The sequence below is a fragment of the Kitasatospora sp. MMS16-BH015 genome (assembly GCF_002943525.1).
GTDB lineage: Bacteria > Actinomycetota > Actinomycetes > Streptomycetales > Streptomycetaceae > Kitasatospora.
The window spans coordinates 6,734,878-6,749,447 of sequence record NZ_CP025394.1; the positions used below are offsets into that span (position 1 = coordinate 6,734,878).

A 14,570-nucleotide genomic window follows, 5' to 3' on the forward strand; every position below is an offset into this window, starting at 1 on the left:
TCAGCAGCGCTTCACTGGCCCGCAGCGGAATCTCACGGGTGCTTCAGCGGGCGTCGCTAGCCTGACCGGCAATGGCTGTCTTGAGGAGGGGTCAGGCCGTGTCGGAGCAGAATGTCGAACCCGTGGTGCACGATCTGGGGGGCCTGCTCCGGTGGCGTGCGGAGCACGACCCGGACGGTGTCACCTATGCCTTCCTCGACGGCTTCGCCGATCGAAAGAACTGGCACGAACGACGGCTGACCAATCGTGAACTCGAATTCCGGGCCCGGGCCCTCGCCGCGCGGATCCAGCGCCACGCGGGCCCTGGCGACCGGGTGCTGGTGCTGAACCAGCCGGGGCCGGACTACTTGGTCGGGATCTTCGGCAGCCTGCTGGCGGGCGCGGTCGTGGTGCCGGCCTACCCGCCGGAGGCCACCAGGCTCAACCGCGGCCTGGACCGGGTGCGGGCGATCGTCGCCGACGCGGCGCCGCGCTGCGTCCTGGTCGACGAACCGGCCGGGGTGTCGGGCAGCGCGCTGCGGGACGCCGCCCCGGGGGTGGAGTGGATCGTCTCGGCCACGGTCTCCCCCGAGTGGGCCGACTCCTGGACGGCGCCGCAGGCCGACGCCGGGGGCCTGGCCGCGCTGCAGTACACCTCGGGCTCGACCGGGCAGCCGAAGGGTGTGATGCTCTCGCACCGGAACCTGCTGGAGAACCTGCGGGCCGGGCGGGACGCCTACGGCATCGCCGGGCGGATGAACGGCGTGTTCTGGATCCCGCCCTACCACGACATGGGCCTCATCGGCGGAATCCTGATGGCGCTCTACTGCGGTGGCCGGGCCCACCTGATGGCGCCGTTCGCCTTCCTCCGCGACCCGCTGCGCTGGGTGCACGCGATGTCCCGCCACCGGGGGTACGTCAGCGCGGCGCCGAACTTCGGCTACGAGATGGCCGCCCGGGCCGCCGAGGCCGATCCGGAGGCGGTGCGCGGCCTGGACCTGAGCCACTGGCGGGTGGCGATCTCGGGTGCCGAGCCGGTGCACGCCGAGACGCTGGAGCGGTTCGCCCGGGCCTTCGCCCCGGCGGGCTTTCGCCGGGACGCCTTCCACCCCTCCTACGGGCTGGCGGAGAACACCCTGGTGGTGACCGCCCAGCCGGGCGGGGCGAGCCTGGCCCGGCTGGATCCGGCGGAGTTGGAGCGCCACCGGGTGCGCGAGGTGGCGGCGGGCAGTGCGGCCCGGACGGTCGTGGGCTGCGGTCCGAGCGCCGACCCCGGTCAGCGCGTCGAGGTCGTCGACCCGGCGCGGCGAACGCCCGTGCCGGCGGGCACCGTGGGCGAGATCTGGGTCGGCGGGCCCAGCGTGGCGCAGGGGTACTGGGGCAAGGAGCCGGAGACCGAGGCCGTCTTCCGGGCCCGGCTCGCCACGGGCGAGGGGCCGTTCCTGCGGACCGGTGACCTCGGATTCCTCGGGCCGGACGGCCTGTTCGTCACCGGTCGGATCAAGGACCTCATCGTGTTGCACGGGCGCAACCACTACCCGCACGACCTGGAGCGGACGGCGGAGGAGGCGCACCCCGCCGTCCGCAGCGGACGGTGCGTGGCCTTCCCGGTCGGCGGCGACCGCGGCGAGGAGCTGGTGCTGGCCCTGGAGGCGGCCGGGCGCCCTGCCCCGGAGCGGCAGCGGGAGATCGCCGCAGCGGTGCGGGAACGCGTGGGCGAGCAGCACGCGGTGGCCGTCCGGGAGGTCGTCCTGGTGCCGCGCGGCGGCATCCGGCGCACCTCCAGCGGGAAGCTGCAGCGCTCCGCCGTGCGCGCCGCCTACCTGTCCGGCGAGTACCCGCCCGAGGACCGGGCCCGGGCCGGCTACGAGGCGCCGCGCGACGAGGTCGAGCAGGCGGTGGCGGACGCCTGGAGCCGGGTGCTGGAGGTCGAGCGGGTGGGCCTGCGCGACCGGTTCTTCGAGCTCGGCGGCGACTCCTTGAAGGCCGCCCGGCTGCTGGCTGACCTCGACGGGAGGCTCGGGTACCGGCTGACGCTGGCCGACCTGGCGACCGTCCACACCGTGGCGGAGTGCGCCGCCCTGCTGCGCTCCGCCGCGCGCGCACCACGGCACGGGGGCGCGGACATCCAGGTGGACCTGGGCTGATGGCTGAGTACGGGGAGATGAGAGCGGCGATGGCCGAGGACGTCCGCAGGTTCGTGAGCGAGGCGCAGGAGCGGGGGATCCGGCTCTTCCTGGAGGACGGTCGGCTGCAGTGCCGGGGGCCGCAGGAGCTGCTGACCCCGGAGCTGCTCGCCCGGGTGCGGGAGCACCGGGAGGAGATCGTGGCGCAGCTGCTCCGGCCCGGCGGCCCGGAGCAGGCCGAGCTGCTCACCGCGGGCCAGCGCAGCCTGCTCCTGCACCAGCGGCTGACCCCGGACAGCGTGGCCTACAACCTGGCCCTGCTCTTCCGCGCCGAGGAGGCGCTGGACGCCGCGCGGCTGGACGCCGCCCTGCGCTCGGTGCTGGACCGTCACGCGATCCTGCGCACCGGCTACCACTGGCACGAGGGCGAGCCGAGGCCGCAGCTGCGCGAGGTGCCCGCCTCGGTGCTCCGGGTGGAGACCGCGGTGCCCGAGCGCGTGGCGGAGGTCGCCGAGGGGTTCGCCGACCTCCCGTTCGACCTGGCACGGGACCTGCCGCTGCGGGCAGCACTCCTGCGGACCGGCCCGGCGGACGAGCACCCGGTCGTGGTGCTGGTGCTGCACCACGTCGCGGCGGACCTGCGCTCCGTGGACGTGATCACCGAGGAGTGGCTCGCGGCCTACCGGGCCGACGCCCCGACGGCGCCGGGCGGCCCGGCGGCGGAGGAGTTCGCGCGGCAGGTACGGAGCGAGCAGCGGTGGCTGTCCGGCCCGGCGGCGGCCCGGAACCTGGAGTTCTGGCGCGGCGAGCTCGCCGACCTCCCCGAGGCCCGGCTGCCGTTCGACCGCCCGCGTCCGGCCCGGCAGACCTTCGCCGGCGGGCGCCTGACGCTGGCGCTGGAGCCCGCCCTCGGCGCCGCCCTCGGGCGGATCGCCAGGGCGGCCGACGCCACCCCGAACATGCTGTTCCTGTCCGCCCTCCAGGTGCTGCTGCACCGGCACACCGGAGCCGAGGACGTCGTGGTCGGCACGCCGGCCGCCAAGCGGTCGGAGCCCGGCACGCAGGACACCGTCGGCTTCTTCGCCGACCCGGTCGTGGTGCGCACCAGGCTCGGCGACGACCCGGGCTTCACCGCGCTGCTCGGACGGACCAGGCACACCCTGCTGACGGCGCTCGACCACCCGTACCCGTTCCCGCTGCTGGTCGAGCACCTCAACCCGGAGCGGGACCAGCGTCGTTCACCGTTCTTCCAGGTGATGTACGTCTGGCAGCAGGCGACGGCCGATCGCCCCGCGCTGCCGATCGAGCCGCTGGCCGGCTCCGGGCAGCGCGGCGCCCCCTACGACCTGGTGCTGGCGGTGCAGGAGACCGGGGGGCGCTACGTCTGCACCTGGACCTACAACCTCGACCTGTTCGAGCCGGCGACCGTGGCGCGGCTGGCCGAGGGCTTCCTGAGCCTGCTGGAGGCCGTCGCCGCCGATCCGGCCCGGCCGGTCTCGGCGCTGCCGGTGCTGTCGCCCGCCGCCGAACTGGCCCTGCGGGCGGAGGCGGCCGGCCCGGCCGTGGAGCCGACCGGGGTGTCCTGGCCCCACCAGTTCGCCGCTCAGGTGAGCCGGACCCCGGACGCGGTTGCGCTGGTCTGCGGCGAGCAGTCGCTGACCTACCGCGAGCTGGGCCGCCGGGTCGGGCTGCTGGCCGCCGCGCTGCGGGCGCGGGGCGTCGGCGCCGAGGTGCGCGTCGGCCTGTGCGCCGAGCGCTCGGTCGACCTGGTGGCGGCCGTGCTGGCCGTGGCCGAGGCCGGTGGGGCCTACGTGCCGTTGGACCCGGAGTACCCGGCCGAGCGCCTCGGCTACATGGCCGAGGACAGCGGGATGGCCCTGTGCCTGGTGGACCGGACCGGGGCGCGGGCCGTCCCCGGGTATTCGGGGGAGACCGTCACCCTGGAGGCGCTCGCCCGCGAGGGGGCCGCACGCGAGGCGGCCGCGCCGGAGGCCGTCCCGGCCGACGCGCTCGCCTACCTGCTCTACACCTCCGGGTCCACCGGCCGTCCGAAGGGGGTCATGGTCACCCGGCGCAACCTCGCCAACCTCTTCGCCGGGCTGGACCGCTCGGTGGGCGAGCGGACGGCCGGGCCGCAGCCGACCTGGCTCGCCGTGACGAGCGTCTGCTTCGACATCTCCGTCGTCGAACTGCTCTGGACCCTGTGCCGCGGCTACCGCGTGGTCGTGGAGACGGACCGCTTCTCCGCCCCCGCGCCGCAGGCCCCCTCGCGGCCGGTCGATCTCAGCCTGTTCTACTTCGCCGCGGACTCCGGCGAGCGCCGCGGGCGTGACGTCTACCGGATGCTGCTCGAAGGGGCGCGGTTCGCCGACGCCAACGGGCTGCGCGCGGTGTGGCTCCCCGAGCGGCACTTCCACGCCTTCGGCGGTGCCTTTCCCAACCCGGCCGTGCTGGCAAGCGCCGTCGCGGCGGTGACCGAGCGCGTCGCGCTGCGTGCGGGCAGCGTCGTGCTGCCCCTGCAGGACCCGCTGCGGGTCGCCGAGGAGTGGGCGGCCGTGGACAACCTCTCCGACGGGCGGGTCGGGCTCTCCTTCGCCTCCGGATGGCAGCCGGACGACTTCGTGCTGGCCCCGGACCGGTTCGCCGACCGCAGGGAGCGGATGTGGGCGGACGTCGAGACCGTGCGGAGCCTGTGGCGCGGGGCGACCGTGCGCCGGGTGAACGGGCTCGGCGCCGAGGTGGAGGTCGCCACGCTGCCCCGACCGGTCCAGGCCGAGCTGCCGGTCTGGGCCACCGCCGCCGGGAGCGAGGAGACCTTCCGTCAGGCGGGCGCGGCCGGGGCCAACCTGCTCACCCACCTGCTGGGGCAGAACGTGGCGGAGCTGGCCCGCAAGATCGAGGTCTACCGCGCGGCCCGCGCCGGGGCGGGGCACGACGAGGGCGTGGTGACGCTGATGCTGCACACCTTCGTCCACCCGGACCCGGAGGTGGCCCGGGAGGCGGTGCGGGAGCCCTTCAAGGACTACCTGCGCAGCTCGATCGACCTGATGCGGGGCCTGGCCAAGGGGCTGGGGCTCGACCCGGTGCGCCACCGGGAGCTGCTCGTCGAGCATGCGTACGAGCGCTTCGCGGGCAGCAGCGCGCTGTTCGGCACGCCGGAGCACTGCGCGGCCCTGGTCGGCGAGCTCTCCGGCGTGGGCGTGGACGAGATCGCCTGCCTGGTCGACTTCGGCGTGGACGACGACCTCGCGCTCTCGGCGCTGCCGCACCTGGTGGACCTCAAGCGGCTGCTCGAACCCGCTGGATCACCGGGCGTGGCGGCCTCCCTGGCCCGGCACGGGGTGACCCACCTCCAGTGCACCCCGGCCTACGCCCGGGTGCTGCTGGAGGGGGGCGCCGAGGGCCTGGGGCCGCTGCGCACGGTGCTGGTGGGCGGTGACGCCGTACCGCCGGACCTGGTGGAGGGGCTCCGCCGGGCCGGTGCCGAGCGGCTCTTCAACATGTACGGACCGACCGAGACCACCGTGTGGTCGGCGGTGCAGCCACTGGAGGTGGACGAGGCGGGGCGGGTCACCGTCGGTGGCCCCCTGGCCAACACCACCCTGCACGTGCTCGACCGCCGACTGCGGCCGGTGCCGCCCGGCGTGGCCGGCGAGCTCTTCATCGGCGGCGCGGGGGTGGCCCGCGGCTACTGGGGCCGGCCCGGGCTGACCGCCGAGCGGTTCCTGCCCGATCCCTTCTCGGACCTGGCGGGCGCCCGCATGTACCGCACCGGCGACCTGGTGCGGCCGCTCGGTGCCGGGCGGCTGGAGTTCCTCGGCCGGCTCGACCACCAGGTCAAGGTGCGCGGGTTCCGCATCGAGACGGGGGAGGTCGAGGCGGTGCTCGGCGCGCACCCGGGGGTGGCCGAGTGCGCCGTGGTCGCCCGGCAGACCCGGGACGGCGACGCTCTGCTGGTCGCCTTCCTCGTCCCCGGGCCCGGTGCCGGCTGGGACGAGCCCGGCCTGCGGACGTACGCCCGTGGCGCGCTGCCCGCTCACATGGTGCCCTCGCGGTTCGTCGAACTCCGCGGCCTGCCGCTGACCCTGAACGGCAAGACCGACCGCAAGGCCCTGGTGCGGCTCGCGGCCGAGGCGCCCACGGCGGCACCGGCCGAGTACGTGGCGCCGCGCAACCAGGTCGAGAGCTCGCTGCAGCTGATCTGGGCCGAACTGCTGGAACGCGACTCGGTGGGCGTGAACGAGAACTTCTTCGAGGTCGGCGGCCACTCCGTGCTCGCCGCCAGGTTGCACGCCCGCATCGGCGGCGCCGGTCTCGGCCCGATCGAACTCGTCGACATCTTCACCTACCCGACCATCGCCGCGCTGGCCGCCCGCCTGGGCTCGGACGGCAGCGCCGCCGGCCCCGAGCGCGAGCGGGCCGACGACCGGGCGAGCAAGCAGCGGGCCGCCGTCCGGCGGCAGCAGCGCAGGAGGCACAACCCGTGAGCGAGCACGACACCGAGGATCTTCAGCACATCGCGATCATCGGCATGACCGGCCGGTTCCCGGGCGCCGAGGACCCGGACCGCCTCTGGCGCAACATCGCGGACGGGGTCGAGTCCGTCACCCGGCCCACGGACGAGGAGCTGCTCGCCCTCGGCGTCTCGGAGGAGGAGCTCCGTGACCCCCGGTACGTCCGGGCGGCCTCGGTGCTCGACGGCCTGGACCGGTTCGACGCCGGCCTGTTCGGGCTGACGCCGATGGAGGCGGCCGTGCTCGACCCGCAGCACCGCATGCTGCTGGAGGGCACCCAGGCCCTGTTCGACAACGCCGGGTACGACCCGGAGCACCTGGACGCCACCACCGGGGTCTACGTCGGGGTCGGCTTCCCCTCCTACCTGGTCCGCAATCTGCTCGGCCACCCGGAGCTCGTCGAGCAGGTCGGGCTGCAGCGGATCTTCTTCGCCACCGACAAGGGCTTCGCCCCGACCCGGATCTCGCACAAGTTCGACCTCACCGGCCCGAGCGTCGGGGTCGACACGGCCTGCTCCACGTCTCTGGTCGCCGTGCACCAGGCGTGCCGGGCCCTGCTGGGCTACGAGTGCGACCTCGCCGTCGCCGGCGGCGCCGGCGCGGTGCTGCCCAACGGCGCCGGCTACCGGTACGAGGAGGGCGGCATCCACTCCCCGGACGGGCACTGCCGGGCCTTCGACGCGACCGCCGCCGGGACGCGGTTCGGCAGCGGGGTCGGCCTGGTGCTGCTCAAGCGGCTCTCCGAGGCGCTCGCCGACGGCGACCAGGTGCTCGCGGTCATCCGCGGCTCGGCGGTGAACAACGACGGCGCGGCGAAGGCCGGCTTCACCGCACCGAGCGCGGCCGGCCAGGCCGCCGTGATCGCCGAGGCGCTCGCCTTCGCCGAGGTCGCCCCGGACACCGTCGGCTACGTGGAGGCGCACGGCACCGGCACGGTGCTGGGCGATCCGATCGAACTCGCCGGTCTCGACCGGGCGTTCCGGGAGCAGACGGACCGTCGCCAGTACTGCGCCATCGGCTCGCTGAAGACCAACGTCGGCCACCTCGACGTGGCCGCGGGGGTGGCCGGGCTGATCAAGACGGTGCAGGCGCTGCGGCACCGCGAGCTCCCGCCGAGCCTCAACTTCGTGCGGCCCAACCCGGCGGTGGACTTCGCCCGCAGCCCGTTCTACGTGAACACCGAGCTGCGCCCCTGGCCCGCGCCCGAGGGGGCACCGCGGCGGGCCGGGGTCAGTTCGTTCGGCATCGGCGGGACGAACGCCCATGTGGTGGTGGAGGAGGCTCCCGAGCGAGCCGCCTCGGGGCCGTCCCGCCAGGAGCAGCTCGTCGTCCTGTCGGCGCGCTCGCCGGAGGGGCTGGACCGACTGGCCGCCGAGCTGGCCCAGGCGCTCCGGACGGACTCGCAGGCACCGCTGCCCGATCTCGCGTTCACGCTCAGCAGCGGCCGCCGGGCCCACCCGCACCGCCGCGCCTTCGTCTGTCGGGACCGGGCCGGCGCGATCGGGGCGCTGACCGGGCACGGCCCCTCGGCCCCGCTGTCCGGGCTCGCGGCGGACGCCCCCGGCGTCGCGTTCCTGATACCCGGTCAAGGAGCCCAGCAGCTGCGGATGCTGGCCGACCTCTTCGCCGGCGAGCCGGTCTTCCGCGAGGTGGTCGACCGGTGCGCCGAGCTCGCGGCCGGCCCGCTCGGGGTGGACCTGCGCCGGGTGATCTGGCCGTCGGCCGCCGAGGAGGAGCAGGCCCGGGAACGGCTGGACCGGACCTGGCTCACCCAGCCGGCCCTGTTCACCGTCTCGCTGGCCGTCGCCCGACTGTGGCAGGCGTGGGGCGTCCGCCCCTCGGTGCTGCTCGGGCACAGCCTCGGCGAGTACGTGGCGGCGACGCTGGCCGGCGTCTTCCGGCTGGAGGACGCGCTGGAGCTGGTCATCGAGCGCGCCAGGCTGATGGACGAGGTCCCCGGCGGGGCCATGCTGGCCGTCCCGTTGGACGAGCAGACACTGGCACCGCTGCTGGGCGAGTGCTCGCTGGCCGCGGTGAACGGCCCGCAGCAGTGCGTGGCCGCCGGCCCGCACCCGGCGGTCGCGGAGTTGGAACACCGGCTCTCGGCCCTGGGCGTCGAGCACCGCCGGCTGCGCACCTCGCACGCCTTCCACTCCGCCATGCTGGACGGGGTGGTGCAGCGCTTCGAGCAGTGCGTGGCCCGCTACCAGCTGGCCGAGCCGCAGCTGCCGGTGGTGTCCTGCCTGACCGGCCGGGTGCTCACGGCGGCGGAGATCCGCACACCGGCGTACTGGGCGCGGCAGCTCCGTGGCACCGTCCGCTTCGCCGAGGCCGTCCGCACGGCCGGCGAGTACGGGGCGGAGGTCTTCCTGGAGGTGGGCCCGGGGCGGACGCTCACCTCGATGATCCGTCGTAGCGGCGTGCCGACCGACCGGGCGATCGCCTCCGGGCGGGGCCGGCGCGAGGAGGGCACGGACCTCGGCGCCCTGCTCGCGGCCCTGGGCGCGTTGCACTGCGCCGGCGTGCCGGTGGACTGGGCGGGCTTCTGGGCCGGCCAGCGGCGCCACCGGGTGCCACTGCCCGGCTACCCGTTCGAGCGGGAGCGGCACTGGATCGACCCCGTCACCGTGCCCGCCACCGCCCCGGCGTCGCAGGACGGAGCCGGGCCGGTCGACGGCCGCCTCCGCCGCTGGGCCGCCACGCCGCTCGGGGAGCCCGCGGCTGCCCCGGGGCGGCCCGGCAGCTGGCTGGTCGTGGCCGGCGAGGAGCTCGGACCGGAGCTGGCCGACCGGCTGGCGAAGGAGGGCGCGAGCCTGGTCCGGGTGCGTCCCGGCACGGCCTTCGCCGAGCGGGACGGCGGCTACCTGCTCGACCCGGCGCGCCCCGAGGACGTGGCGGCGCTGCTGAGCGCCCTGCGGGCCCGGGGTCCGCTGCCGGAGCACATCGTGCTCGAATGCGGGCGCGGCCCGGCCTCGGCCGACGGGGCCGAGGTCTTCGACGGCCTGCGGCAGGCGGGCGTGTGGGTCGAGGAACTGCTCGCCCGCGCGGAGGGCGCGCAGCTCCGGCTGGCGCTCGTCGGGGACGGCCTGCTGGGGGTGGTCGAGGGTGACGAGCCGTCACCGGATCGGGCGACCCTGGCCGGTTTCGCCCGCGCGCTGGCGGCCGACCGCCCCGAACTGCGGGTGGTCTGCTGCGATGTGGACGGCGGGCCGGGGCCGGCCGCCGACGGGATCGTCCGGGAGCTCCTCGACGGCGCGCGCCGGCCGCTGGTCGCGTTCCGTGCGGGGGTGCGGTACACCGAGTCCCACGAGGAGCTGCCGGCCCCGAGCGGCGACCTCGGCCGGACCTACCTGCTCACCGAGGCGGGAGCCGAAGCCGCGCGGGTGCTCGCCCGGCAGCTGGCCGGGCAGCCCGGGGCCAGGCTCGCGCTGATGGACCGGCGGCCGCTGCCGCCGGAGGCCGGGTGGCCGGCCTGGCTGGACGGCACCACCGGGCCGGAGCTCGCGCTGGCCGCGGTGTCCGGGAGTGCGAGTGCCTTCGACCCGGGGCGCGAGGCGGCCGGGACAGCCGCGGTCGAACGGGAGCTCGCTGCCGCCGCCGGGGCCGGCTGGGACCGGGACGAGGCCGGCGAAGTCCTGAACCGGCTCTGCGGCAGCCATGTCTACCGGACCCTGCGGGACGCCGGCGTCGACCTGCGGGCCGGCGTGGTGCACCGGCGCACCGAGATCGCCGAACGCATGCGCCTGCGGCCGGCGTTCCGGAGGTTCCTCGATTTCTTCCTGCGCGTGCTGGATGAGGACGGGGTCGTCCGGTGCGCCGACGACCGGGTCGAGGTCCTGCGCGGGCCCGAGCAGGTCGAGCTGGTCGACTCGGCCTGGGCCACCACGCGACTGCCCGGCTTCGAACCGACGCTCTCCTTCCTCGACCACTGCGTGCGCCACTTCCCGGCCGCGCTCGGCGGCGAGACCGACCCGGTCGGGGTGCTCTTCCCGAACGGTGACCCGACGCGGCTGGAGCACGCCTTCCGCGCGCTGCTCGACGCCAGCAACTACCGCGTCTACGCCGAGCTGCTCGGGCAGGTGCTGGCCAAGCTCGCCGACTCGGTCGAGGGACGGCCCCTGCGCGTGCTCGAAGTCGGTGGCGGCAACGGGCAGTTGACCCGGATCGTCGGCCGGGCGCTGCACGGGCGCGAGGTCGAGTACTGCTTCACCGACCTCGGCGGCTCCTTCGTACGCCGGGCCCGGCGGTGGGCGGCGGGCTGCGGGTTCGCCCAGCTGGACTGCCAGGTCTTCGACATCACCGAGAGTCCGTCCGGGCAGGGCTTGGACCCGCACTCCTACGACGCCGTGATCGGCTTCGACGTGGTGCACGCGACGCCGCGGATCGCGCACACCGTCGAGAACCTGCGCGGGCTGCTCGCTCCGGACGGGCTGCTCTGCCTGGTCGAGGCCGTGGTCTCACTGCGCTGGGTCGAGCTGCTCTGGGGCCTCGCCGAAGGCTGGTGGCTGTTCGAGGACGAGGAGGTCCGCACCGGCTCGCCGCTGGTGCCGCTGGACACCTGGGACCGGGTGCTGCGGGAGCAGCCCTTCGCCGACGTGCTGTCCTTTCCCCGGGAGGACACGGCCCGGGGCCGCACCGACTACGGGCTGGTCCTGGCTCGACAGCAGCCGGTCGTCGACTCCCCGGAGCGAGCCGCGCACCTGGCCCGGCGCGCGGACGCGGTGCTGCGCGGCACCCGTGAGCGGATCGCGGAGCTTCGGGAGCTGGCGGCCCTGGGCGCGCAGGTGTGGCCGGTCCAGGCCGATCCGGCCTCGGCCGATCAGGTCGCCCGGGCCCTGGGCGGCGCCGTTGCCCGGTTCGGCCGGGTGGACGTCCTCGTCCACGGGCCGGACCTGCCGAGCGACGAGGACGCGACCGACTGGACGGCGGCCGACCTGCCGGCCCTGGCCGCGCCGCACCTCGCGGCGGCCCGGACGCTGCGGCAGGCCGCCGCGGCGGCCGGCGTCGGCAGGCTCGCCCTGCTCTCGCCCACGACCGATCTGACCGGCCGTCCGGGCGCCCTTCGGGCCGCGCTCGCCGGTGCCGTCTTCGACGCCGCCGCCGGCGGGGTGACCGTCTCGGTCCGCTGGAGCGCGGACGGCGACCCGGCCGCGCCGGCGGCGGCCCTGCACCGGCCGGGGCCGCGGATCCTGGCCGGGGCGGTGTCGGACCCCGGCGAGGCGGCGGCCTCGGGGCGGCCGACCCCGGGCGGAGCCGAGGCGGACGTCCAGGCCGAGGTCCTGGCCATCTTCCGGCAGCTGTTCGGCACCGAGGCGGTGGCGCCGGACGACGACTTCTACCGCCTCGGCGGCGACTCGCTGCTCGCCACCCAGGTGATCGCGCGGATCCGCCGGCGGTTCTCCGTCGAGCTGGCCGTCAAGGCGCTCTTCGACGCGCCGACGGTCGCCGGGCTGGCCCGGAAGGTGGTGGAGGCCAGGCAGGCGGAGGCGCACCCGGACGTCCCGCTGCTGCGGGTGCCGCGGCACGACCTGATGCCGCTCTCCTTCGGCCAGCAGTCCCTCTGGCTGGCGGAGCAGTTCCACGGCCCCAGCGCCACCTACAACATCCCCGGGGCGGTCCGCCTGGTCGGACGGCTGGCGCCGGAGCAGCTCCGGCGGGCGCTGCACGAGGTCATCCGGCGGCACGAAGTGCTCCGCACCACGGTCCACGCCGTGGACGGCGTACCGGTGCAGCGGGTGCACGAGGAGTTCGCGGTCGAGCTCCCGGTGCGCGAGGTCACAGAGGAGGAGATCGACGGGCTCGCCCAGGAGCACGCCCGCAGCGTGTTCGACCTGGAGCGGGGCCCGCTGATCCGGGTCGCCCTGCTCAGGGTGGGGGCGGAGGACCACGTCCTGCTCGTCAACATCCACCACGTCGTCTCCGACGGCTGGTCGCTGGGCGTGCTGGTCGAGGAGCTGGTGACGTTGTACTCCGCGTTCGTACGCGGCGCCCCGTCACCGCTGCCGCAGCTCGACCACCAGTACGCCGACTTCGCCGACTGGCAGCGGCGCTGGCTCGACGGGGCGGTCTTCGACGAGCAACTGGCCTACTGGCGGCGGAAGCTGGCCGGTGCACCGAAGCTGCTCGCGCTGCCGACGGACCGGCCGAGGCCGCAGACCCAGCGGATCCGCAACGCGGTGCACCGGTTCGTGCTCCCGGTGGAGCTGGGGGCCGAGCTCGGCGAGCTGGGCCGCACCGAGGGCGCCACTCTGTTCATGGTGCTGCTCACCGGGTTCAAGGTGCTGCTCGGACGGCTCGCCCGGACGGCCGACGTCTCGGTCGGGACCACCACGGCCAACCGGACCCGCGCCGTGTTCGAGCAGATGATCGGGATGTTCGTCAACAATCTGGTGCTCCGTACGGACCTCGACGGCGACCCCACGTTCCGGGAACTCCTGGCGCGGGTGCGGACGACCTCGGTGGACGCCTACGCGCACCAGGACCTCCCCTTCCTGACCCTCGTCGACGAGCTCCGGCAGGAGCGCAGCCCGGCCCACACGCCGCTGTTCCAGGTGCTGTTCCTGCTGCAGAAGCTCAACATCACCCTCGCCCTGCCCGGGCTCACCGCGCGGACCGTCGAAGTCGACGCGCTGCACACCAAGTTCGACCTGACCCTGTTCATGGAGGAGCAGGAGCAGGGCATCGTCGGCACCTTCATCTACAACGCGGAACTCTTCGACGCGACCACGATCGACCGGATGGCCACCGACCTGGCGCAGCTGCTGCACCAGGCCGCCGGGGCGCCGGACACCAGGATCGGCGAGCTGCGCGTGAAGAGCGACAGCGAGAGCGGAGCACGAGAGATGACCGAGCAGGACTCCCAGGCCACCAGGCTGCGGTCGCTCCGCAACGCCCGGCGCCGGTCGGTGGACATCGGCCGGATCAGCCCGGTCCGGACCGGCTTCCTGCCCGGGCTGCCGCAGGCGCCGCTGGTGCTGGAGCCGGCCGTGCCCGAGGTCGACCTCGCGGGCTGGCTGCGGATCAACCGCGAGGAGGTCGACGCGCAGCTGCACCGGCACGGGGCCGTGCTGCTCCGGGGTTTCCACCCGGGTTCGGTGGACCGGTTCGAGGAGGTGGCCTCGGCGGTCTGTCCGACGCTGTTCCGCGAGTACGGCGACCTCCCCCGCGAGGGCGGGTCGAACCGGATCTACAAGTCCACGCCGTACCCGGAAGACCGGTCGATCCTGTTCCACAACGAGAGCTCGCACCTGCACACCTGGCCGATGCGGCAGTTCTTCTCCTGCATCGTGGCGGCCCGGGCGGGCGGCGAGACGCCGATCGTGGACTGCCGGCGGGTGCTGAGCAGCCTGCGCCCGGAGCTGGCCGAGGAGTTCGCCCGGCGCAAGCTGCGCTACGTCCGCAACTTCATCGACGCGGTGGACGTGAGCTGGTCCAGGTTCTACGGCACGGAGGACCGCGCCGAGGTGGAGCGCAAGTGCGCCGAGGCGGGCGAGAGCTTCCGCTGGCTGCCCGACGGCACGCTGCGCACCTGGCGCGTCGCGGACGCCGTGCTGACGCACCCCCGCACCGGGGAGGCGGTCTTCTTCAACCAGCTCGCACTGCACCACCCCTCCTGCCTCGACCCCGACACCAGGCAGTCGCTGGAGGCCCTCTACGGCGAGGCCGGCCTGCCCCGGAACGTCCGCTGGGGAGACGGCGAGGCGATCCCCGACGAGGTGGTCGCGGAGGTCCGGGAGGTGATGGACCGTGAGGCGCTGGTCTTCGCCTGGCAGGAGGGCGACGTGCTCGTCACCGACAACATGCTGGTGGCCCACGCCCGCCGCCCCTTCGCCGGGCCGCGGAAGGTCGTGGTGGCGCTCGGCGACATGATGCGCGGCCCCCGGTCGGCCGCGGCCGACCACTGATCCGGACCCGGGCGGCAATCACCCCCATGGCTGACAATGGAGAGTCA

3 protein-coding genes are annotated in these 14,570 nt (G+C 75.0%); all 3 read left to right on the forward strand.

Annotated features, from left to right (window positions below; all coding sequences use genetic code 11):
• Window positions 1–98 precede the first annotated feature (98 nt).
• Genes CFP65_RS28945 through CFP65_RS28955 form a run of 3 tightly spaced genes read left to right on the forward strand, consistent with a single transcriptional unit; the run spans window position 99 to window position 14,523 of the window.
• A complete protein-coding gene (locus CFP65_RS28945) occupies window positions 99–2,126 on the forward strand; it encodes an AMP-binding protein (RefSeq protein ID WP_254552623.1) in 2,028 nt (675 codons plus the stop codon).
• Window positions 2,126–6,592 carry a MupA/Atu3671 family FMN-dependent luciferase-like monooxygenase gene (locus CFP65_RS28950; RefSeq protein WP_254552624.1) on the forward strand — a complete coding sequence of 1,489 codons (4,467 nt, stop codon included), beginning with the start codon at window positions 2,126–2,128 and terminating at the stop codon, window positions 6,590–6,592. The genes CFP65_RS28945 and CFP65_RS28950 overlap by 1 nt, the downstream gene beginning before the upstream one ends.
• Complete coding sequence (locus CFP65_RS28955) at window positions 6,589–14,523, forward strand: type I polyketide synthase (protein ID WP_104818947.1); 7,935 nt, start codon at window positions 6,589–6,591, stop codon at window positions 14,521–14,523. The genes CFP65_RS28950 and CFP65_RS28955 overlap by 4 nt, the downstream gene beginning before the upstream one ends.
• Window positions 14,524–14,570 lie beyond the last annotated feature (47 nt).

Bases quoted from the DNA above. Each gene is read 5' to 3' on its own strand.
- CFP65_RS28950 (WP_254552624.1), top strand. From the start codon at position 2,126: ATGGCTGAGTACGGGGAGATGAGAGCGGCGATGGCCGAGGACGTCCGC.